Consider the following 22,188-nt stretch of genomic DNA (forward strand, 5'->3'; position numbering starts at 1 on the left):
ACATAAAATGGATAAGATAGCAGTACTGATTCCATGCTACAACGAGGAAAAAACAATTGAAAAAGTCGTGAAAGATTGGAAAACTGAACTTCCAGAAGCGGTTATTTATGTGTACGACAACAATTCAAATGATAAGACAGCCGAACTGGCTCAAAATGCGGGCGCAATCGTCCGTCATGAATACGCACAGGGGAAAGGAAATGTAATCCGGCGTATGCTTCGGGAGATTGATGCGGAGTGCTATATCATGGTAGATGGAGACGACACGTATCCTGCTGAATACGGAAGAAAGATGGCGAATCTGGTTCTTGAAAAAAATGCTGATATGGTAGTGGGGGACAGGCTTTCATCTACTTATTTTAATGAGAACAAAAGACCGTTCCATAATTTTGGAAATACGCTGGTGAGAGCTAGCGTAAATCGCTTGTTTCATACTGATATCCGGGATATTATGACGGGGTATCGGGCTTTTAGTTTTCTTTTTGTTAAAAGCTTTCCTGTGCTATCGAAGGGATTTGAGATAGAAACGGAGATGACCATTCATGCAGTTGAAAAAAATATGCGGATTGAGAATGTAGTTATCGAATATCGAGACAGACCGTCTGGCAGTGAATCAAAATTAAATACATATTCAGATGGATTTAAGGTCTTGAAGACGATAGGACGTCTCTATAAGAATTATCGTCCGTTTGGATTTTTTGGTCGGATATCGACTGTTTTGATGCTGGTTTCAATGGGACTGCTTATTCCGGAGATCCTACATGATATACAGGTGGGAAAGGTTAAACATCCGTTTATATTTGTTTCATCGGGAATTTTGATTTTTACTTCGATTGTATCATTCTTTTCGGGAGCGGTTTTATCAACTTTGGTTGAGAAAGAACGGCAGGCGTATGAATTTCGGCTGCAGATGATTGAAAAGATGAAAAGTGAAATAGAATGATTTTTTGTGAACGATTAAAGTTGTTTGAGAATCCCTAACCATTCCACCTTTCTTTTTGTAAAGAAATATGAGATAATAAAAGCCAGAAGCTTTCATATTTTATCATAGCAGCTGGAGGATCCTTTATGAATGAATTAAAACTTCCGGTAGGAATTGATGGTTTTGAAAAGATCCGTCGAAATGGCTTTTATTATATCGATAAAACGGAATTGATTGAACAATTGTTTTTAAATTGGGGAGAAGTGAATCTGTTTACACGTCCGCGTCGCTTTGGTAAGACCCTTAATATGAGTATGCTGAAGTGCTTTTTTGAGATTGGAACGGATTCATCGCTCTTCGATGGACTCTATATTTCGGAGAAGCAGACATTATGTGAGCAGCATCTGGGAAAATATCCGGTTATTTTTCTCTCCTTAAAGGGAGTAGAGGGCTTGAACTTTTCAGAGGCAAAGCGAAGATGCATTCAGCTGATAAGAAGAGAAGCGGAACGGTTTTATTATCTAAAGGACAGCGAAAGACTTCTTGATTTGGATAAAAAAAAGTATCATCAGCTTCTTGACATGAAGGATCAGCCTGAAGACGTGGATATTGTCATTTCTTCCATAAAAACATTGTCCGATCTATTATATAAACATTATGGTAAAAAGACGGTCATTCTGATTGATGAGTACGATGTACCACTGGATAAAGCATTTCAGCATGGTTATTACAAGGAAATGATCTATTTTACCCGTGGACTGCTTGGAGAAGCATTAAAGACAAACGATTCGCTTAACTTCGCAGTGTTGACGGGCTGCCTTCGTGTCTCGAAAGAAAGCATCTTCACCGGACTCAACAATTTTAAGATCCTATCGATCACAGATACACGATTTGATGAGCAATTTGGCTTTACTGATACAGAGGTTCGAAAGCTGCTTTCAGACTATCATCTGGAAGATAGGTTTGCGGAAGTAAAAGAATGGTATGATGGATATCGCTTCGGAAAAGCCGACGTATACTGTCCGTGGGATGTTGTAAACTTTGTGGATCGTGTAAAGGATGATCCGGAAGCAAGACCAGAAGCGTATTGGATCAATACGAGCGGAAACGATCTGGTAAAGCGTTTTATTGATAAGGCAAATAAGACAACGAAAAATGAAATAGAACGTTTGATTAACGGCGAAGCGATTGAAAAAGAGCTTCGTCTGGATCTTACCTATGAGGAGATTGATCAGAGCATCGAAAATCTTTGGAGCGTACTTTTTACGACCGGATATCTGACACAGACCGGAAGGACGGAGAAGGGCGCTTACCGCTTGATTATTCCGAATCGGGAGGTGCGCGAGGTCTTTCGGCTTCAGATAAACGAGTGGTTTAAGAAATCGATCTTCACTAACACAGAACGCCTGACTGCATTCTGGAAAGCCTTTGAAGAAGGGGATACTGAAGGAATAGAGCAATATTTAAATCGGGTGCTCAGTAATTCCATCAGCGTTTTTGATACAAAGGCAAGGAAGGAAGAAAAGGAAAGCTCCTATCATAACCTTCTTGTCGGGATTCTTACAGGGAACGCAGACTGGCTTGTAAAATCAAATGTCGAAGCCGGAGATGGCTTTGCGGATATCATTGTAGAGACCGATAATCCGGATGCTGGAATTGTTGCAGAATTAAAATACACAAAAAACTTTGATGAGATGAGGATAGCGTGCAGGAAAGCAATGAATCAGATCCGAGATCGCCGTTATCAGGAATATCTCCTGAATGATGACCGGAGGGACATACGGTTATATGGAATTGCCTTTTGCAAAAAAAGATGCTGTGTGATCAGCGAAAAACTTGAAAAATAGGTTACGTTTACGGGTAGGTACTTTTGAAACCGAAAGTGCCGTAAGAAAACGTGGTGGCAGCAGGAATTTGCCGTATTTAAATGCGAAGCTACGGCAAATTCCGTTACTGGGCACGTATGCGTGAACAGTAATAAAAATAGGCAGATGCCAGTTTTCCTCCTTGCAAATCCCCCCAACTTGTTATATACTTAAATATACTATGTTATTATAGTAATGAAAGAACGAAAAAAGGAAGGAATTACCGATGACACTGTTAGAAAATTGGCGCAATCTGGCATATGGTGACGGGCTGGATGATAAAAAGAAAGAGGAACTCTGGTCTGGATATTTTACGATTGAGAAAGGCATTTACGAGCAGATTCTTGCAAACCCGACTGAGGTTGTAGAAGGTACCGTTAAGGAACTGGCTGAGAAGTATGATACCGAAGTTATGATCATGACCGGTTTCCTGGATGGAATCAATGAGAGCTTAAAGGGCTATGAGAACCCGATCGAGACCATGGATGAGGATACCAAGGTTAAGATTGAGATCGACCCGGAGAAGTTATATTACAACATGGTAGAGGCAAAGGCTACCTGGCTGTATGAGCTTCCGCAGTGGGATGCAATCCTGACTGAGGAGAGAAGAACAGAGCTGTACCGCGAGCAGAAGGCATCTGGCACAGTCCGCAATACACATAAGATTTACCCGAACGATCCGTGTCCATGCGGAAGCGGTAAGAAATATAAGAAGTGCTGCGGAAAGAATAAATAATAGATTTATGAATCAGAAGCACATCCGGAACACAGAGTGAACCGGATGTGCTTTTTTCTATGGAAATATAGGACGTGCTTTTGTATAATAGATATAGAGAAAAGACAGCAGACGAATGATGGCAGGAGGCATGATAAAAGAATGGCAGGTACAAAGCAGTGGAGGGCGGCAGATGGGAGACTGCAGCCGGGATTTCAGACAGCAGGTTTTACATTGAAACAGGTGGGAAAACTGCAGGCGCTGGGAGCGCAGACACTGTATTTTGAACATGAGAAAAGCGGGGCGTCCCTGTTTTATATCAGAAATAAAGATACAAACCGGGGATTCTCGATTTCCTATCGGACACCGCATCTGGATGAGACGGACACGAATCATGTGTTTGAGCATTCGGTACTTGCTTCCTCTGATAAATATCCGAGTAAGGATATTTTTTTTTGATCTTTGTAGCAAGACATACCACACATTTGTAAATGCATTTACCTATATACCATTTACGGCATATCCGGTGTGCAGCCAGAGCGAGGAACAGCTGCTTAAGATGGCAGATGTGTATTTAAGCTGCATGAAAGCGCCGGGAATCCGGCGGGAACGCCGCTTTTTTGACCGTGAAGCGGTCCGCTATGAGCTGCGCGACCGCGAAAGCCCGATTACGCTGGCAGGAACGGTGTACAGCGAGGATTTCGGCATGCTGAATGATACAGATAATGAGGCACTGCGGAATGTTTTGCGGGCGCTGTATCCGGGGGAGACGGCGGCAAATGCGAATGGACAGGCGCACCGTTTTTATAAGGATCTGACGTATGAACATACGATGGAGATGTATGATCGATTTTATCGGTTCGATAATGCTCTGATTTTGTTGTATGGGGATCTGGACTGGAAACGGTTTCTGGCATTCCTGGATAAAGAGTATCTGTGTGATGCAAAGAAAAGCTATGGAAAAGAAGAGGGATGGAGTTTCCAGTCAGGCAGCGGGCGACAGGAAAAACAGGAAATGCAGAATATAGGGATGAGTGCGTTTTACAGCCCCGAGCCAGATGGTTTGGAAAATGGAGGAGAATCATTCTTCCGTCAGGCAACCGTTCCCAGTCCTGCTTACCGGGGAGACGCATCGGAGAATGCGGCGGTGGTATCGTATGCGATGGATCTGAGCGGCATTTCATGGGAAAAGCTGATCCAGTACAGCATCATTGCGGGAATGATGAATGTGGATGGATCGGTTTTCAGGGAAAAGCTGCGGACGGCGGGCATCCATTGTGATGCGAGCGCATCGGTGATGATGGAGCGGAAAAGCCATTTTTTGTTTTCGAAATGACAGACAGCAGTCCGAAGGATGCAGAACGGTTCCGGCAGGTGTCGGATGAGACATTGTGCGAGATGCAGGAGCGCGGGATCGACCCGTCAGTGGTGGAGACGGCGCTCAAGGCGCGGGCGATACATGATTATACGGCAGGCGAAGATACGGATGTATTTGCGGATTCGATCGTGCCGGAAGTCAGCCTGAAATGGGCACTGACGGGCGATGCGGATGTGTATGCGGATGAGGCGGCAGCCTATGATTCTCTGGATGCAGGGACGGCACAGGCGGAGATTCGCCGGTTTGCGGCAGAGCTTGGCGCGGCGAAGCGTCGGGTTCTTGTCACGACGGTTCCGATGCCGGGGATGGCAGAGGCGATGGAGCAGGAGCGCGACGCGTATCTGGCGCAGATGAAGGCGGAGATGAGCGAGGCAGAGCTGGATGCGCTGATTGCGAAGACCCTGGATTTTGATGCGTGGAATGCGTCGGAGTGTTCGAATGCGGATTTTATGATCCGGATCGATGAGCTTCCGCCGCCGGAAGAGACGCCGGAATATCAGATATATGAGATAAATGGGATTTCGATCTATGAATCGCCGTCGGATCTGGAAGCGATCAGCTATAACCGTTTATACCTGGATTTGAGCGGCGTGCCGGAAGAGGACCGTTTTTACATTCCTTTATATACAATGTTTGTTTCAGAGCTTGAAAATGCCCGGTATGGCAGAATGGAAAAGGAAAATCAGATTGAGCGCTATCTGCATGATTTTTCCATGAATGAGGGACATCCGGAGGTTCGGGCGGGACGAAACAGCCATCCGACGCTGGCGGTCAGCTGGTATGGGATGGCGGAGGATTATGAAGAGAGCCTGTATGTCCTGTTGGAACTCTTATCACATCCACTGTGGAGAGATAAGAATGCGGTTCTTCAGGCACTGGATGAGACGATTCCGTCCTGTGATGAGTCGCGCAGTGATGCGTATTCGCTGGCGGTGCGTCTGGCGGCATCTGGCTATAGCATCAATACGCGGTATCAGGAATATGTCGGCGGACAGGCGTTTTATGAGTTTTTGAAAAAACTGCGCGGGCGACTGGAACAGGAGGATGCAGCGATCTTCCAGCTGGCAGAGAAGATGGAGGAGGTGCGCGACCGCATCCTGCATGGAACAGCGGTGACGATCCTTCATGTTGCACCGAGGGAAAATCTGGAATGGATGCGGAACTGTGCAAGGCGGATTCTGGGAAATCTGCGGGGAGAACAGATGCCAGACCATGAGAATAAAACGGAAAACAGAGGGGAAAATGCTGGGTATACTTTCCCGGTTCCGGCGCGCAGGGAGGCGGTAATTGTGGAGAGCTCCAGCCAGTATACCGTCTTTTCGGCAGAGCTGAGCGCTGTAGATGGATTTTCCGGGCGGATTCTTCCGTATGTAAATGCGCTGGATGACCGGTATTTTGTGCCGCAGCTCCGTTTTCAAGGCGGCGCCTACAGCGCGTCGTTTGCATTTACGCCGACGATGGACCGGATCGTGGCGAGTACATACCGGGATCCGAAGGTCAGTGAGACGATCGAGGCGATCCGGGCGGCAGCGGGTGTATTGGAAAAACTGCAGCTTTCGGAGGCAGATCGGAATGGCTATATTTTAAGCAGTTACGGCAATGCGACGGCGCCGTGCGGATGCCTGGGACGGCGGATGGCAGCGATGCAGTATGCGTACAATGGCCTGGATATTGTACAGATCCGTCGTTGGACAGAGGAGATCCGTAAGACGACCGCAGAGGATCAGAAAGAGGCGGCGCGGATCATCCGGCGGCTTTTGGAAGAAGCGTGGATTGTGACGACTGGAAATCAGACGGCGATCGAGATGGATCGGGACTGCTTTGACCGGATCCGGGATTTCCGCAGTAAAATGGCTGAATAACCAGATCCATATTTATAGGGAGGTAGAGAGAATGCGTACAAAGCGATTGGGAGACATGCTTTTGGAGCTGGGACTGATCACAGAAGGGCAGCTTAAAGAGGCGCTTGACTATCAGGCGAAGGAGAAAGAACGTCTGGGAACAACGCTGATCAAGCATCATTATATCACGGAAGGTCAGCTGATCGATGCGCTTCGCATGCAGCTGGGCATTGACTATATTGATTTGACGCGGGTCGATATCAGCCCGGAACTGTCGCGTTTTGTGCCGAAAAACCTGGCAAAGAAAATGACGATCGTACCGGTGCGTATTTCCAAAGACCAGCTCTATCTGGCAATGGCGGATCCGCTGAACTTCATGGCGATTGAGGAAGCACAGCATACTTCCAAAAAGAAAATTGTGCCGATGATCGCCTCTGAACCGGCGGTGAAGCGTGCGATCAATATTTTGTATGGCAACGAGGGAGCGGCAGAAGCGATGGCGCAGATGCAGGCAGAGACGGCAGCGGCACAAGAGGTGCGTCAGGGGCAGACGGCGGCAAGAGAAGGACAGGAAAATGTGACGCCGATGATCCGCCTGGTCAATTCGATTATTGAGCGCGCCATTTCGGAAAATGCTTCGGATATCCATTTTGAGCCGACGGAGGAGGAGATGGTCGTCAGGATGCGTATCGACGGGCAGCTTCACCGGATCATGACGATCCCGTCGGAACTCAAGGATTCGGTCATTTCGAGGCTTAAAATCATGTCCCAGCTCGATATCGTCGAAAAAAGAATTCCGCAGGATGGTCGTGCGGTGATGCATTTAAGAGGAAAAGATATTGATATGCGTATATCCACCCTTCCGACCCTGTATGGAGAAAAAGTGGTTATCCGTATTCTGAAACGAAATGAGGAGACGCTGAACCGCCGCGGTATCGGTATTCCGGCAGTGGAGGATGCAAAGATTGATACACTTTTAGGGCTTACTTCCGGAGTTATCATGATTGTAGGACCGACTGGTTCAGGTAAATCTTCGACGATGTATACGCTGATCCGCGAACTTCTTTCGGATCGGACCAACCTGATTACACTGGAGGATCCGGTGGAATACCATATCAAAGGCGCGACACAGGTGCAGATCAATGAAAAAGTGGGGCTGACCTTTGCATCGGGTCTGCGCTCAGTTCTGCGTCAGGATCCGGATATCATCTGCGTCGGCGAGATCCGTGACGGTGAGACGGCAGAGATCGCGATGCGTGCGGCAATGACGGGACATCTCGTTATCACCACGATTCATACGGAAGATGCGATCTCGGCGATTGACCGTCTGCGAGATATGGGCGTGGTGCCATACCTGATTGCGGCGGGACTGCGAGGCGTTATTTCCCAGCGGCTGCTGAGGAAAATCTGTCCGAACTGCAAAACCCAGATTCAGCCGCCGAAAAAAGCGCTTGAGATGGCAGGAATCCCGGAGAAGCCTGGAAAATTATACTGGCAGGGAGCCGGATGCGATCAGTGCTTCCATTCGGGATACCGGGGCAGAATCGGTGTGTTTGAGGTAATGCTGATTCAGGAGGAGCTGCGCCGGTGCATTCTGGAAGGAGCTGACCGGACACGTTTCTTAGAGGCAGCCAGAAGAGCGAGCCAGTATGTTCCGATGCTGGAACACGCGCAGAAGCTGGTAGAAGAGGGTGTTTCGACGGTAGATGAGGTGATCCGGACGCTGCTGGCACTGTAAATGGTGCAGAAAGAGAAGAGGAGACAGATGGTATGTATGGAATCGAGAAATTAATCGCGCTGGCAGCTGAAAAAAGAGCATCGGATGTGCATCTGATTGCAGGGCTGCCGCCAAAATGCAGAATTGACGGCAGAATCGAGACGCTGACGGATGGCGGGCTGACGCGTGAGGATTGTGAGGAATATGGACGCCAGCTGGCAGGCAATGCGGCAGATCAGATCGAGGCGATCGGACAGCTGGATTTTAGTGCTTCGTTTGCGGGACGGCGTCTCCGAGTGAATCTGTTCCGGCAGCAGGGCGCGCTCTCTGCGGCGATCCGTCTTCTGGGCAGTACGATTCCGAACCTGTCGGAGCTGGGGCTTCCGGAAGCAGTGAATCAGTTTTCAAGCTGGAATAAAGGCATTATTCTGGTAACCGGCGAGACGGGAAGCGGCAAGTCAACGACGCTGGCGGCAATTTTAAATGAGATCAACCAGAATCGTCCGCTCCATATGATTACGCTGGAAGATCCGATCGAGTATGTCTATGAACCGGCGCAGGCGATCATCAACCAGCGCGAGGTGGGCGTGGACGTAGAGAGCTATGATAAGGGGCTTTATGCGGCGCTCCGTGAGGATCCGGATGTCATTCTGATTGGAGAAATGCGTGATCCGGCGACGATCGAAACGGCACTGATGGCGGCGGAGACGGGACATCTTGTTTTTTCCACTATTCATACCAATTCGGCAATCGACAGCATTGACCGGATTGTGGGTGTTTTCCAGAGGATAAACAGCCGCAGATCCGGATGCAGCTCTCGATGACGCTGCGGGCGGTGCTGTCACAGCAGCTGGTGCCGAGGGCGGGCGGCCAGGGCAGGGCGGCAGCTTGTGAACTTATGATGCTCACGCCGGCGATCCGGAATCTGATCCGTGATGGAAAAACACCGCAGATGCAGAGCTATCTGCTTTCTAGTGCAAAAGAGGGCTCTATTACGATGGATAATTTTCTGATCCGTATGGCGAAAGAGGGCGTGATCACACCGCAGACGGCAGTCGATGCGTCCCAGGACCCGCAGGAGCTGAGAGAGAAACTGGCGGCGGTGCAGTATTAATAATATGGTAAAAACGGGTGAATGAAGCCTGCGAGGAATGCAGATTACTAGAAAACATAAAAATGTATGTTTGTGTAAATACTGAGATTGTAGCGAAAGTTTGAACAGTATATTTTTGACAATGTTTTTATGTTTCAGGAGGAATTTTATGCAGGCAGGTAAATCAAGCATCCAGTTTGAGCATCCGCCCATCATCACATCGGCGGCATCGATCGTGGGGCAGACGGAAGGCGAGGGACCGCTGGCAAGTTTTTTTGACCGGGTGGAGCCGGATCCGACGTTTGGGAAAAAGTCGTGGGAGGAGGCGGAGAGTGAATTGCAGCGCCAGACGGTGCAGAAATGTCTGGATAAGGCGGGCAGACAGGCAGCGGATGTGAATTGCCTGTTTGCGGGAGACCTGTTGGGACAGATTGTGGCGACCTCGTTTGGGGTGGAGTCGTTTGATATCCCGTTTTTCGGGCTTTACGGCGCCTGCTCGACGATGGGAGAGGCGATGATTCTGGGGGCGATGGCAGCAGGGGCCGGCTATGCGGACCGGGTTCTGGCGCTGGCGTCGAGCATTTTGCCTCGGCAGAACGGCAGTTCCGGTTTCCGCTGGCGTATGGGAATCAGAGACCGCAGTCCACAACCTGGACGGTGACCGGGTGCGGGTGTGTGATGATCGAGGAAAATGAGAAAAATGAAGGGAAAGATGGGCGCAGAGCGAAAGAAAATGCGTCAGAATCACTGAAAAATGCTGGACAGGAAAAATTGCATCCCAAATTTCAACCTTGTATCCCAGCTGCCACCCCCGGAAAGATCGTCGATATGCAGATGCGCGATTCCATGAACATGGGGGCGGCAATGGCGGTGGCGGCGGTAGACACAATCTTGCAGAATTTCCGTGATTTTAACCGGAAACCATCTGACTATGATCGGATCATCACTGGCGATCTGGGAATGGTGGGGAAGGAAATCCTGCTTGATTTTATGCGCGAGGCAGGACAGGATATTTCCAGCATCCATATGGACTGCGGGATCGAAATGTTTGACCCGAAAACGCAGGATACCCATTCGGGCGGGAGCGGCTGCGGTTGCTCGGCGGCGGTGCTGTGCGGCTATATTCTTCCGAAAATACAGGCGGGTGAGTGGAAACGCGTCCTGTTTGTGCCGACCGGGGCGCTGCTGTCCCAGATCAGCTTTAATGAGGGGCAGAATGTGCCGGGGATTGCCCATGGAGTGGTGCTTGAGGGAAAAGAATCGTTCGGTGAATGATAGGTATTTGCAAGAAACTTTAGAGAGGGAGCAAAAAATGGACTATATCAAAGCATTTGTGACCGGCGGACTCCTCTGTGCCGCCGTGCAGATTCTGATGGATAAAACGAAACTCATGCCGGGGCGGATCATGGTACTTTTGGTGGTATGTGGCTCGATTCTCGGTGCGATCGGCTTGTACGAACCGTATGCCAAATGGGCGGGTTCCGGGGCAACAGTGCCGCTGCTGGGGTTTGGGAATACGCTTTGGAAGGGCGTGCGGGATGGAATTGACAAGGATGGGGTTCTGGGGCTGTTCACCGGCGGATTCACGGCGGGTGCGGCGGGGATTTCCGGGGCGTTGATCTTCGGCTATCTGTCGTCGCTGATTTGCAAACCCAAGATGAAGGATTAGAGAGAAGACGAAAGAAAAGTAAAAGAAAGCAAGGCAAAAGAAAATCAGTTGAGGAAATAAAAAGCTGCTGTAAAAGAGGCATATGAATGTCACTTTTTACAGCAGCTTTTTGCAGATATATTATTTTGCTGTTAATGCTCCGGATTCGCCGGGACAATCGGAATATTATTTCCATTCCGTCCACTTTCCGCCATCGGGCGTGGAACCGCAGAGTGGATCGGAACCGATAGATTATCTGAATCGGGGCTGTAGCCCGGAGCTGAGAAATCGGCGCTCTCAGAAGGATGGATGATCGTGGACGAACCATTGTGAATCTTGCACTCGCCCGGCATGGAGAAGCGGGAATCGTCCGTTTCTCCGCCGTCTTCCGGAACGACCATAACTGTCTTGGAAATCTGCTGGTTCGTCGGGCAGAAGGCAGTCGAGATGCCGCCGGAGGCGGAGCAGATTGTCACGCGGGTGTGGTGATCGCAGGTCTCGGTCGGAACCGTGCCCTTCGCGAAATATTCAGTGTAGACGGCCGTTCCGCGCGGGTCACTGCTGCAGACGCCGGAAACCGGAAGCTTGCCGGATTTGCGGCATACTTCAGCAGTTTCAATGCTGTCCGGAACCGTAAATCCGGGGTCGCTTAAGCTCTCATGGACACGTGTCATGATATTTCGCCAGATGCGCTTGTGGTAACTGGTACCGCCGTTTGAAACGGTGCCGCCTTTTAATGGCTGGTTATTGTCGCACCCGCCCCAGATACCGGCAGTGTAGTACGGCGTAAAGCCTACAAACCAGACGTCGACGTTGCTGGTGGTCGTACCGCTCTTTCCGGCGCAGCTCATATTGGGAATCGCCGCTGTCGTACCGGTCGATTTAACCCCGGAACCGGAACGCGTATACATTGTATTGCTCTGCATAACATCCTGCATCGCGCTGGTTAAAAGATAGGCGGTAGAGTCTTTGAGCGCCTGCCGCGTCTCCGGTTCATTGTCGATCAGTATCTTTCCATTGCGATCCAGAATCTTAGTAAAGAAGATAGGCTTCGTGTAGGTGCCGCCGTTGGCGATCGCCGCAAATGCATTTGTCAGTTCCAGGTTGCTGACGCCCTTTGTCAGACCGCCGAGTGCTGTCGAGAGTGTCTGATCCTGGCTTACGAGGGAAGTGATTCCCAGCCGTTCGGCATATTCGACACCGAGCTGCGGCGTTACCGTGTCCGCCATGCAGCGCAGGGCGACGATGTTCATGGAATAGGTAATGCCGTCGCGGATGGTGTGATAGCCCTTGTAATCGCTGCCCCACCAGTTTCGGAACTCTTTTTCACCGGAAGAGTATGGTCCGTCATAGTAAACGGTTGATAGGGTCGCGCCGCAGGCATCCAATGCCGGGGCAAAGGAGGAAATGACCTTGAAGGTCGATCCTGGCTGCCGCAGGGAGTCGGTCGCACGGTTTAAGGTGCGGTTTGCCGTCTTCTGTCCGCGTCCGCCGTTGATTGCCTTGACATAGCCGGTGGACTGTTCGATCAGGACGAACGAGGTCTGCGGCTCTAAAATCATGGTAACTGATTCACCGAGAACGGTGCTTCCGTCCTGCGTGAGGGCGGTGCGGTACTCATCGATCGCCGTCTGCGCCTCTTCCTCGGAATTAAACAGCCCGTCAAAACCGCTTTGTCCCTTGACCTGCTGGATCCATGTTTTCAGAGTTTCCTGTGAATAATGCTGCGTTTCCCCGTCTGGATGGGTCAGGGAAAGGCGGTATTCAACCGAATAGCGAGCCGCGTCGTAGTTGGCAGGATTGTTGACTTCCTCATCGACGATCGCCTGAATCTGCGGATCCTGCGGGGTATAAATCTGCAGTCCGCCGCTGAACAGAAGATTGGACGCCTGCGTGTCAGTATAGCCGAGCTGCTCTTTGAGTGCTTCGGTGACCTGGCTGATCAGCTCGTCCGTGTAATAGGAGTACGGTGTCTCATTTTCCTTGAGCGCCGTGTCGACATTCTGGATACGGGCGTAGACGTCGTCCGCCAGTGCTTCCTCCTGTTCTTCTTTTGTGATATAGCCCTGCTCATACATTGCCTGTAAAATGACCTTGCGCCGGGCGGCATTTGCCTCCGCGCCGCTGATCGGATTCAGCTTTGACGGATTCTGTGTGATACCGGCGATGACCGCGCACTCAGAAAGGGTCAGATCGGAGACGTTCTTATTAAAATAGCGCAGCGCCGCTGCTTTGACGCCCAGCGTATTGCTGCCGAGGTTGATCGTATTTAAATAGTTCGTTAAAATGACCTTCCGATCGACGTTTTTTGTCAGCTGCAGCGCCAGATATTGTTCCTGGATTTTTCGTTCGATTTTGGAACCTTTGCTGGTCTCCATACCGCCGTTGAAGACGGTATTTTTGATGAGCTGCTGGGTCAGGGTGCTGGCGCCGCCTTTATAATTATTTGTCAGGACACCGACCACGGCGCGTGAAATGGAGCGCAGATCGATACCGCTGTGTTGCCAGAAACGCGAGTCCTCGATGGAGACGAATGCGTCGATCAGATCCTGAGGAAAATCCTCGTAGGATGCTTCGATTCGGTTCGAGTTAGAACCGACCAGCGTGTCGGTCACTTCCCCGGCGCTATTATATATAGTAGAAAAATATCCGCTTGGAGTGAAGCTGTCCGGGTTGAAGTCCGGCGAACTGTCCAGAATGCCTTTAAACATGCCGATAAAGGTGCTGACACCTGTCACGCAGAGAAACAGAACAAGAACAAAGGCAGTCTTGAAGAAGGTCAGAAACAGCCGGTTGGCGTATTTCTTCTTCCGGGAATTGGCTGCCCGGATCCGTTTCTTGGTTGCTTTTACACCGTAATTCATGAGAACCTCCTTTGGGTTCGTAGTGGTTCGTTCTATTAATAAATACAGTATTTCCAATTATATCAAAATTCATAGGATAAATAAATACTATTGTCATGAAGTTTTTTTTACGGTATCATAAAAGATAAGGTTTGTTACTGGGCACGTATGCGTGAACAGTAACTAAGTGTTATTGTGGTTAAAGAAGTGAAAAAACATCCGTTTTAAGGATCGTAGTTCATAGATGGAGGAAAAGATGAAAGAGCGCTATAAAATCGTCTATCAGGGTGGCGAGGGCGAGATTGTGGAGAAGAAGTCCCGCTTTATCGCGGAGATCCGCCCGGTGGAATCGGAAGAAGAGGCGACGGCATTTATTGCGGAAGTCAAGAAGAAATATTGGGATGCGAGACATCATTGTTCGGCATTTACGATCGGAGAAAATAACGAGGTGGCGCGCTGCAGCGACGACGGCGAACCGGCGCAGACGGCGGGACGCCCGATGCTGGATGTGCTGCTGGGACGCGAGCTTCACAACGTCTGTGCGGTTGTGACCCGGTACTTTGGCGGGACACTTTTAGGAACCGGCGGACTGGTGCGGGCATACGGCGGCGCGGTCCAGGAAGGCCTTAAAAACTGTGTGGTTCTGGAAAAATGCCTGGCTCGCAAATGGAAGGTCGGGACAGACTACAGCGGGCTTGGAAAGGTGCAGTACATTTTGGCAGAAGCAGAGTTGCCGATTCTGGACAGCGAGTACGGCGAGGGCGTGGATCTGACGATCCTGGTGCCGTTTGACCAGGCGGGAGCAGCGGAGAAGAAGCTCATAGAGGGCACAAATGGAAGATGCCAGATCGAAAAACTGGATGAAGTTTATTTTGGCATGGATGACGGAAAAATCATTTTATTGTAAAAAAAGATTGAATAATGGATAAAAAAATGCTAAAATAACAAGCTGTATTATTTTGTGGGCGGATCCTTTGCCAAAGATGAAATGGCAGGATGCCTGTCTGTGACAGAAAATAATTATTAATTAGTACATGTAATGAATCATCATAAGAAAAGAGAGTAAGCAGATATGAAAATGAAACGGGAAGATGTCAGAAACGTTGCAATTATCGCTCACGTTGACCACGGTAAAACGACGCTGGTAGACCAGCTGCTCCGCCAGAGCGGTGTATTTCGTGCCAATCAGGAAGTAGTCGATCGTGTCATGGACTCTAACGATATTGAGCGTGAGAGAGGTATCACGATTCTGTCCAAGAATACGGCTGTTAATTACAACGGCACCAAGATCAACATTATCGATACACCAGGACATGCGGACTTCGGCGGCGAGGTAGAGCGTGTTCTTAAGATGGTAAACGGCGTTATCCTTCTGGTAGACGCATACGAGGGCGCGATGCCGCAGACCAAATTCGTTCTGCGTAAAGCACTGGAACTGGATCTGCCGGTTATCGTATGTATCAATAAGATTGACCGTCCGGAAGCACGTCCGGAGGAGGTTGTGGACGAGGTTCTCGAACTTCTGATGGATCTGGATGCATCCGACGAGCAGCTTGACTGCCCATTCTTGTATGCATCTGCACGTTCTGGATATGCAAAGAAGAACCTGGACGATCCGAATGTGGATATGAAGCCACTGTTCCAGACCATTCTGGATTACATCCCGGCGCCGGAGGGAGATCCGGATGCAGAGACACAGGTTCTGATCAGCACGATTGATTACAACGAGTATGTAGGACGTATCGGCGTAGGTAAGATCGACAACGGCTACCTGAAAGTAAATCAGGACTGCGTCATCGTCAACCATCATGAGCCGGACAAGTTCCGCAAAGTTAAGATCGGTAAGCTCTATGAGTTTGAAGGTCTGAATAAAGTAGAAGTACAGGAAGCAAAGATCGGTTCGATCGTAGCGATTTCCGGTATCGCAGATATCCACATCGGTGATACCCTGTGTTCACCAGAGAAACCGGAGGCAATTCCGTTCCAGAAGATTTCTGAGCCGACCATTTCCATGGATTTCATGGTAAACGACAGCCCGCTGGCAGGTCAGGAAGGTAAATTCATCACTTCCCGCCACATCCGCGAGCGTCTGATGCGGGAGCTGAATACCGATGTCAGCCTGCGTGTAGAGGAGACAGACTCCGCTGACTGCTTCAAGGTATCTGGCCGTGGCGAGCTGCATCTGTCCGTCCTGATTGAGAATATGCGCCGCGAGGGCTTTGAGTTCGCAGTCAGCAAGGCGGAGGTACTCTACAAATATGACGAGAGAAACCGCAAATTAGAGCCGATGGAGATCGCTTACGTCGACGTACCGGATGACTTTACCGGTGCTGTTATCCAGAAGCTGACCAGCCGTAAAGGCGAGCTGCAGGGCATGAGCCCGATCGGCGGCGGATACACAAGACTGGAGTTCTCGATTCCGTCCAGAGGTCTCATCGGCTACCGCGGCGAGTTCATGACCGATACAAAGGGAAATGGTATCTTAAACACCAGCTTTGACGGCTATGCACCGTTCAAGGGCGAATTAAGTTACCGCAAACAGGGATCCCTGATTGCATTTGAGGCAGGCGAGTCCATCACCTACGGTCTGTTCAATGCCCAGGAGCGCGGAACCCTGTTCATCGGACCGGGCGTTAAAGTTTACTCCGGCATGATTGTCGGACAGAGCGCAAAACCGGAAGACATCGAGTTAAACGTCTGCAAAACCAAAAAGCTGACCAACACCCGTTCTTCCAGCGCCGATGAAGCCCTCCGCCTTGTTCCGCCGAAAATCATGAGCCTGGAGCAGTGCCTCGACTACATCGATACCGATGAACTTCTCGAGATCACCCCGACCAGCTTACGAATCCGTAAAAAAATTCTTGATCCGACTCTGAGAAAGAGAGCGATGATCAGCCGTAAAAATAGCTAAATAATCGTAAAGTGGGAGCAGCCGCGCAAGCCAGCTGCTCCTTTTCGTATATTCAAGCGAGAGATATCCAGGAAACGACGCGCCCCGCCGTTTCCGTCCCTCTGCCGATCCCATTCCCTCTGTCGATTCATGTCCCCCACCCTGTCGAAATTTCCCCCTCACTTCTTCTTCTAAAACGGTCATTCCCCTCATACATATATACAGTAAGAAGCAGGACTCCAAGAACCTGCCGTGAAAAACTGCAAAAAAGAAGAGGAGAGAGATACTATGTCGGAAAAAATGATTGAAAACAACAAGGTTAGCGTGATTGGTGAGGTCGTATCGGAATTTACATTCAGCCACGAAGTATTCGGGGAAGGATTTTATATCGCAGACCTGGCAGTCAGCCGTCTGAGCGATCAGGTGGACGTGATTCCACTCATGATTTCAGAACGGCTTCTGGATGTATCGAAAGACTACCGCGGAATGACGATGGAGGCGATCGGTCAGTTCCGTTCCTACAACCGTCATGAGGGCGCGAAAAACCGTCTGGTGCTGTCTGTGTTTGTCCGTGAGATTCATTTCCTGGAAGAATTTACGGATTACACCAAAACCAACCAGATTTTTCTGGAAGGCTATATCTGCAAGGAGCCAATCTACCGGAAAACACCGCTGGGACGCGAGATTGCCGATATGCTGCTGGCGGTCAACCGTCCGTATGGAAAATCCGATTACATACCGTGTATTGCGTGGGGCAGAAATGCCCGCTATGCGTCCGGATTTGGCGTGGGAAGCCACGTGTGCGTGTGGGGGCGCGTGCAGAGCCGTGAATATACGAAGAAGCTGAGCGAGACAGAGTGCGAGAAACGTGTGGCATACGAGGTGTCGGTCAGCAAGCTGGAGTGCGTGGAAGAATAGGATAGGTTTAGGATGTTACAGCAAATTTTGAAGCCGGTTATGCAATCTATAGGACATGATAAATGGCTGGTTTTGCCATAGCTTGCCAAAACAGATAAAATATGCTAGAATAAGGCAGTTTACAGAATTCGTAAAACGATCATTGGATGGATAGAAATAAAACACACAGGCCTGTGTGTAAAAAGACATCAGGAAAGACAGTCTGTGCGCCAGCGCAGCGGGAGGCACAGAAAGAGGAGAGGGAAATGAAAAAGGGGAAAGTTCATATCATCTTCGGCACCGGGATGGGAAAAACAGCGATGGCACTGGGACGTGGTGTCAGTGCAGCCATGCACGGCCGGAAGGTAATTATGATACAATTCTTAAAGGGAGTGCTGAGCCATGAGACAGCAGATGGGTTAAAACAGCTGGAGCCGGCATTTAAAGTATTCCGATTTGAAAAACAGAATGAGTATTATGAAAATCTCTCTGAAGAAGGCAAAAAGGAAGAGCTCTGCAATATTCAGAACGGGTATAATTTTGCAAAAAAAGTACTCTGTACCGGCGAATGCGATATGCTGATTCTGGATGAATTTCTTGGGGTGTTAGATCAGAAACTGGTCGGAGACGATGCTCTGGAAACACTGCTGGCAGCGCGCGAGGAGAATGTCGATCTGATTCTGACCGGAAAAGTATGCCCGGCTGGGGCAGAGGAGCATGCAGACGAGGTGACGCGCCTGGAATGCCTGAAGCCGTCAAACGATCATGCCGTTACTGTTCACGGGTAGGCACTTTTGGAACCGAAAGTGCCGTAAGAAAACATGGTGGCAGCAGGAATTTGCCGTATTTGAATGCGAAGCCACGGCAAATTCCGTTACTGGGCACGTATGCGTGAACAGTAACATCATGCGTGCATGAACGGTTGACAAGTATTCAAAGTAATGCTAAGATAGAAAAAACAAGTAGAGGTTGCGTTGATTATCAGTAAGCGGTCGGATGCGGCAGGTGCAGGAGAAGACAGCTGAAAGGATGATACGCCGAAGGGCTGCGGCGCCTGTATCTGCAGTTCCTGGGTGCAGGATGAAGAATTCTGTAACTGTCATCGACAGATGGGGAGCTACTGGGAGTTTGGATTTGAATTCATAGAGCTGGCCATTGTGCCAGCTTTTTGTACGCTCAGGACCGACAGGCTGCAAACAAACATTCGTTTGAAGCGGGGACAGAAACGGACTCTGGAATAGAAACTCAGCCATCGTGCAAAAGAATAAGGAGGAAACAAAATGTCTATTTTTGAAGGAGCAGGCGTAGCGCTGGTAACGCCATTTCATGAGGATGGAAGCGTAAATTATGAGAAACTGGAGCAGATCGTAGAAGAACAGATCGCTGGCGGTACAGACTGTATTATCGCCTGCGGTACGACCGGCGAGGCGGCTACATTAAGCCATGAGGAGCACATCGAGGTGATCCGTTTCGTATGCCAGGTCGTAAATAAGAGAATCCCGGTTGTAGCAGGAACTGGTTCCAACTGCACAGAGACAGCGGTATATCTGTCTACCGAAGCAAAAAAGGCAGGCGCAGACGGACTTCTGCTCGTATCCCCGTATTACAATAAATCAACCCAGAAGGTTTAAAGGTTCATTTCTCAGAGGTCGCAAAGGCAGTTGATCTTCCGATCCTTCTGTACAATGTACCGAGCCGTACCGGCGTCAATATCACCCCGGAGACGATCGTGGCACTGTGCAAGGAATATGAGAACATCGTCGGTGTCAAAGAAGCAAGCGGCAATTTCTCCGCGATCGCACAGATTGCAAGCCTGTCAGGCGGATCAGTTGATATTTACTCCGGCAACGACGACCAGACGGTTCCGATGATGGCACTGGGCGCAAAGGGCGTTATCTCCGTATTATCCAACGTGGCACCGCGTCAGGTACATGATATGTGCGCGGCATTCAAGGCTGGCGATGTAGCGAAGGCAAGACAGATGCAGATAGATGCAATTCCACTGATTGAGGCGCTGTTCTGCGAGGTAAACCCGATTCCGGTTAAGGAAGCGATGAACATGATGGGCGAGGAAGTGGGTCCGTTCCGTAAACCGTTAGTGGATATGGAACCGGCAAACCGCGATCGTCTGAGAAGAGAACTGGTAAATTACGGAATTAGCCTGAAAGAGTGATAGGATCGTTACTGTACACGGGTAGGCACTTTTGAAACCGAAAGTGCCGTAAGAAAACGTGGTGGCAGCAGGAATTTGCCGTATTGAAATGCGAAGCCACGGCAAATTCCGTTATTGGGCACGTATGCGTGAACAGTAACATAAGATCCGTTAAAACGGGCAGTGAAACAGAATGCAAAAATCAGATTCGGAGGCGTGCGGCAGGGCGCTGCACCTCTGAATTTTGAATGAGATAGGGAAATGAGGTTTTAACAGATGGTACGAGCAATTATGCATGGCTGCAACGGCGCCATGGGACAGGTTATTTCCGGAATCGCAGCGAAGGAGGAGGAGATCTCTATCGTTGCGGGTATTGATATGAGAACCGAGCAGAAAAATGATTATCCGGTTTTTGCGTCTCTGAACGAATGTAAGGTAGAAGCGGATGTTGTGATTGATTTTTCCAATGCAGCAGCTGTCGATGAACTTCTCGACTGGTGTGCAGAGAAGAAAATGCCGGTTGTTCTGTGTACGACAGGACTTTCCGAGGTACAGCTGGCAAAGGTAGAAGAGACGGCAGAGAAGACAGCTGTTCTTCGCTCTGCAAATATGTCTCTTGGTATCAATATGCTCTTAAAGCTTCTGAAAGAAGCAGCGCAGATTCTGGCTCCGGCTGGATTTGATATTGAGATTCTGGAGAAACACCACAATCAGAAGGTGGATGCTCCGAGCGGTACGGCGATTGCGCTGGCAGATTCGATCAACGAGGCGATGGGCAATACATACCATTACAAATACGATCGTTCCGCTACACGTGAGAAACGTGATGCGAAGGAGATTGGTATTCAGGCGATCCGCGGCGGCACAATCGTAGGCGAACACGATGTCATTTTCGCTGGTCAGGATGAGGTGATTACCTTTAATCATACAGCTTATTCCAAGGCGATTTTCGCAAAGGGTGCGGTACAGGCAGCCAAATTCCTGGCAGGAAAGCCGGAAGGACGGTATGATATGGCGGATGTGATCGGCTAAGAGATTTTATACAGATGTGAAAATGAAACCCCGGCTGTGAGTAAGTTTATCCACTCACAGCCGGGGTTTTCATTTCTGGAACCTTTCCCGCCCTTGTGTTTGTGGATGAAGGCTTCTGAAAATCAATTTGTCAAGGTTAGTGTATCATTTTTTTACATCTTGTGTAAAAAAATGACATCTTGTGCAGTGCAAATTGTAGAAAAATAAAACAAATGATAAGATGAATACAACAAGAAAAGCTTGAAACCGTGAAAAAGAAGAAAAACTCCAGAATTAAAAATAAAAAATACATGAAAGACAGCTTTTCGATTAATAAAAATACGAGGAGGTATGAGGATGAGAAAACGCAAATGGATGAAGGTGGGTGCCTGCGCACTCAGTGCCGTTTTGATCATGGGCTTGTATGCCGGACCGGCTTTTGCCGAATGGATAGGTACAGGAAGTGCAAGAGCCTACATCCTAAACGGACAGGTGCAGACAGGCTGGCAGCAGATCGATGGAAAATGGTATTACCTGAATGAACAGGGAGCACCGCAGATCGGCTGGGTAAAAGACGGGGACAAACAGTATTTCTGTACGGCGTCGGGAGAAATGGTCAGCGGTGTCGTATGGATCAATGGAAAAACCTATTATTTTGGCACACCGGACAGTGGAGAGATGGCAACGGGCGTTGTCAGTATCAACGGAATTCCTTATACGTTTGAAAACGATGGCACATCGTTCGGCGGCCGCAAGCCGAGACCAGCGAGAAGCTTTGAGGTAAAAGTGGCAGAAGACGGAACGATGACCATCTTAGAGACGACCAATGCCGATACACCGAAGCTGAATTCCAGAACATCCAAAGAACGCAGACATTCTGGAGGCGGTGGAAGTGAAACGCCAAGTGTGGTACCGAGTGATGCACCGGCGACGAAAGAACCGACCGAAAACCCGACGTCGACCGTGAAACCGACCCAGCCGGAAGAGACGGAAGGGGATACAACAACGGAGCCGCCGCAGCCAACAACGGAGCCGTCGCAGCCAACAACGCAGCCAACAGATCCGTGATCAATCTGAAACTAAGAGTACGAAGTGAAAATAATCGGCCAAGTTCAGATTTGGGGCGATTACAATCATCTATAATTTAACCTTGTTTTTGCTCTCCTGCATATAGGATGATAGAAACAGATTCATATACTCTCGAGCTCTTTCCTGC

At 49.4% G+C, this 22,188-nt stretch carries 17 protein-coding genes, 2 pseudogenes and 1 riboswitch; of the genes and pseudogenes, 18 read left to right on the plus strand and 1 reads right to left on the minus strand.

Going from position 1 to position 22,188, the window contains the following annotated elements; all coding sequences use genetic code 11:
• The first annotated feature begins 7 nt into the window (after positions 1-7).
• From DW085_RS08015 to DW085_RS08060, 11 genes and pseudogenes are all read left to right on the plus strand, one after another.
• Complete coding sequence (locus DW085_RS08015) at positions 8-943, plus strand: glycosyltransferase family 2 protein (protein WP_118492157.1); 936 nt, start codon at positions 8-10, stop codon at positions 941-943.
• Positions 944-1,068: 125 nt separating this feature from the next.
• Positions 1,069-2,769: an AAA family ATPase gene (locus DW085_RS08020; protein ID WP_118481719.1), complete on the plus strand. Its 1,701-nt coding sequence runs from the start codon at positions 1,069-1,071 to the stop codon at positions 2,767-2,769.
• A 244-nt stretch (positions 2,770-3,013) separates the two neighbouring features.
• Entirely contained in the window at positions 3,014-3,523 is a 510-nt protein-coding gene (locus tag DW085_RS08025) for an SEC-C metal-binding domain-containing protein (RefSeq protein ID WP_022359524.1), read from the plus strand.
• A 141-nt stretch (positions 3,524-3,664) separates the two neighbouring features.
• Positions 3,665-3,961 carry a hypothetical protein gene (locus tag DW085_RS08030; protein WP_118492159.1) on the plus strand — a complete coding sequence of 99 codons (297 nt, stop codon included), beginning with the start codon at positions 3,665-3,667 and terminating at the stop codon, positions 3,959-3,961.
• A gap of 100 nt (positions 3,962-4,061) precedes the next feature.
• Positions 4,062-4,838, plus strand: a complete 777-nt coding sequence (locus DW085_RS08035; protein WP_118492161.1) for a hypothetical protein — start codon at positions 4,062-4,064, stop codon at positions 4,836-4,838.
• Entirely contained in the window at positions 4,835-6,742 is a 1,908-nt protein-coding gene (locus tag DW085_RS08040) for a hypothetical protein (protein WP_118492163.1), read from the plus strand. The genes DW085_RS08035 and DW085_RS08040 overlap by 4 nt, the downstream gene beginning before the upstream one ends.
• A gap of 31 nt (positions 6,743-6,773) precedes the next feature.
• Positions 6,774-8,459, plus strand: coding sequence for a GspE/PulE family protein (locus DW085_RS08045; protein WP_118492165.1), 1,686 nt, complete (start codon positions 6,774-6,776; stop codon positions 8,457-8,459).
• Positions 8,460-8,491: 32 nt separating this feature from the next.
• Positions 8,492-9,262: an ATPase, T2SS/T4P/T4SS family gene (locus tag DW085_RS08050; RefSeq protein ID WP_243033964.1), complete on the plus strand. Its 771-nt coding sequence runs from the start codon at positions 8,492-8,494 to the stop codon at positions 9,260-9,262.
• A complete protein-coding gene (locus DW085_RS19685; protein ID WP_243033965.1) occupies positions 9,259-9,552 on the plus strand; it encodes a hypothetical protein in 294 nt (97 codons plus the stop codon). Before DW085_RS08050 ends, DW085_RS19685 begins: the two co-directional genes overlap by 4 nt.
• Before the next feature lie 148 nt (positions 9,553-9,700).
• Positions 9,701-10,806 (plus strand): annotated as a pseudogene (locus DW085_RS08055) (stage V sporulation protein AD).
• A 37-nt stretch (positions 10,807-10,843) separates the two neighbouring features.
• Positions 10,844-11,200 (plus strand): SpoVA/SpoVAEb family sporulation membrane protein, encoded by a 357-nt coding sequence (locus tag DW085_RS08060; RefSeq protein WP_022359528.1) that lies wholly within the window; start codon positions 10,844-10,846, stop codon positions 11,198-11,200.
• Positions 11,201-11,331: 131 nt separating this feature from the next.
• Here DW085_RS08060 and DW085_RS08065 read toward each other — a convergent pair whose 3' ends face one another.
• The gene (locus tag DW085_RS08065) at positions 11,332-14,043 is read right to left on the minus strand and encodes a transglycosylase domain-containing protein (RefSeq protein ID WP_118492166.1); all 2,712 of its coding nucleotides are present in this window, start codon (positions 14,041-14,043) and stop codon (positions 11,332-11,334) included.
• A 235-nt stretch (positions 14,044-14,278) separates the two neighbouring features.
• Here DW085_RS08065 and DW085_RS08070 point away from each other — a divergent pair, with 235 nt between their 5' ends.
• From DW085_RS08070 to DW085_RS08100, 7 genes and pseudogenes are all read left to right on the plus strand, one after another.
• Positions 14,279-14,929, plus strand: a complete 651-nt coding sequence (locus DW085_RS08070; RefSeq protein ID WP_022359530.1) for a YigZ family protein — start codon at positions 14,279-14,281, stop codon at positions 14,927-14,929.
• A gap of 165 nt (positions 14,930-15,094) precedes the next feature.
• Positions 15,095-16,933 carry a translational GTPase TypA gene (gene typA / locus DW085_RS08075; protein WP_117795171.1) on the plus strand — a complete coding sequence of 613 codons (1,839 nt, stop codon included), beginning with the start codon at positions 15,095-15,097 and terminating at the stop codon, positions 16,931-16,933.
• Between the two features lie 267 nt (positions 16,934-17,200).
• Positions 17,201-17,830 (plus strand): single-stranded DNA-binding protein, encoded by a 630-nt coding sequence (locus DW085_RS08080; protein WP_022359532.1) that lies wholly within the window; start codon positions 17,201-17,203, stop codon positions 17,828-17,830.
• Between the two features lie 245 nt (positions 17,831-18,075).
• Complete coding sequence (locus tag DW085_RS08085) at positions 18,076-18,597, plus strand: cob(I)yrinic acid a,c-diamide adenosyltransferase (protein WP_117795172.1); 522 nt, start codon at positions 18,076-18,078, stop codon at positions 18,595-18,597.
• A gap of 167 nt (positions 18,598-18,764) precedes the next feature.
• Positions 18,765-18,937, plus strand: a riboswitch (Lysine riboswitch).
• A gap of 152 nt (positions 18,938-19,089) precedes the next feature.
• Positions 19,090-19,982: pseudogene (gene dapA / locus DW085_RS08090) on the plus strand (4-hydroxy-tetrahydrodipicolinate synthase).
• A 255-nt stretch (positions 19,983-20,237) separates the two neighbouring features.
• On the plus strand, positions 20,238-20,993 hold the full coding sequence (gene dapB / locus DW085_RS08095; protein WP_118492168.1) for a 4-hydroxy-tetrahydrodipicolinate reductase: 756 nt from the start codon (positions 20,238-20,240) through the stop codon (positions 20,991-20,993).
• 336 nt (positions 20,994-21,329) lie between these two features.
• Complete coding sequence (locus DW085_RS08100) at positions 21,330-22,040, plus strand: hypothetical protein (RefSeq protein ID WP_182430837.1); 711 nt, start codon at positions 21,330-21,332, stop codon at positions 22,038-22,040.
• The last annotated feature ends 148 nt before the right edge of the window (positions 22,041-22,188 follow it).

Origin of the sequence: Clostridium sp. AF50-3, from assembly GCF_003477445.1 — a bacterium.
Taxonomy (GTDB): Bacteria; Bacillota; Clostridia; order Lachnospirales; family Lachnospiraceae; genus Otoolea; species Otoolea fessa.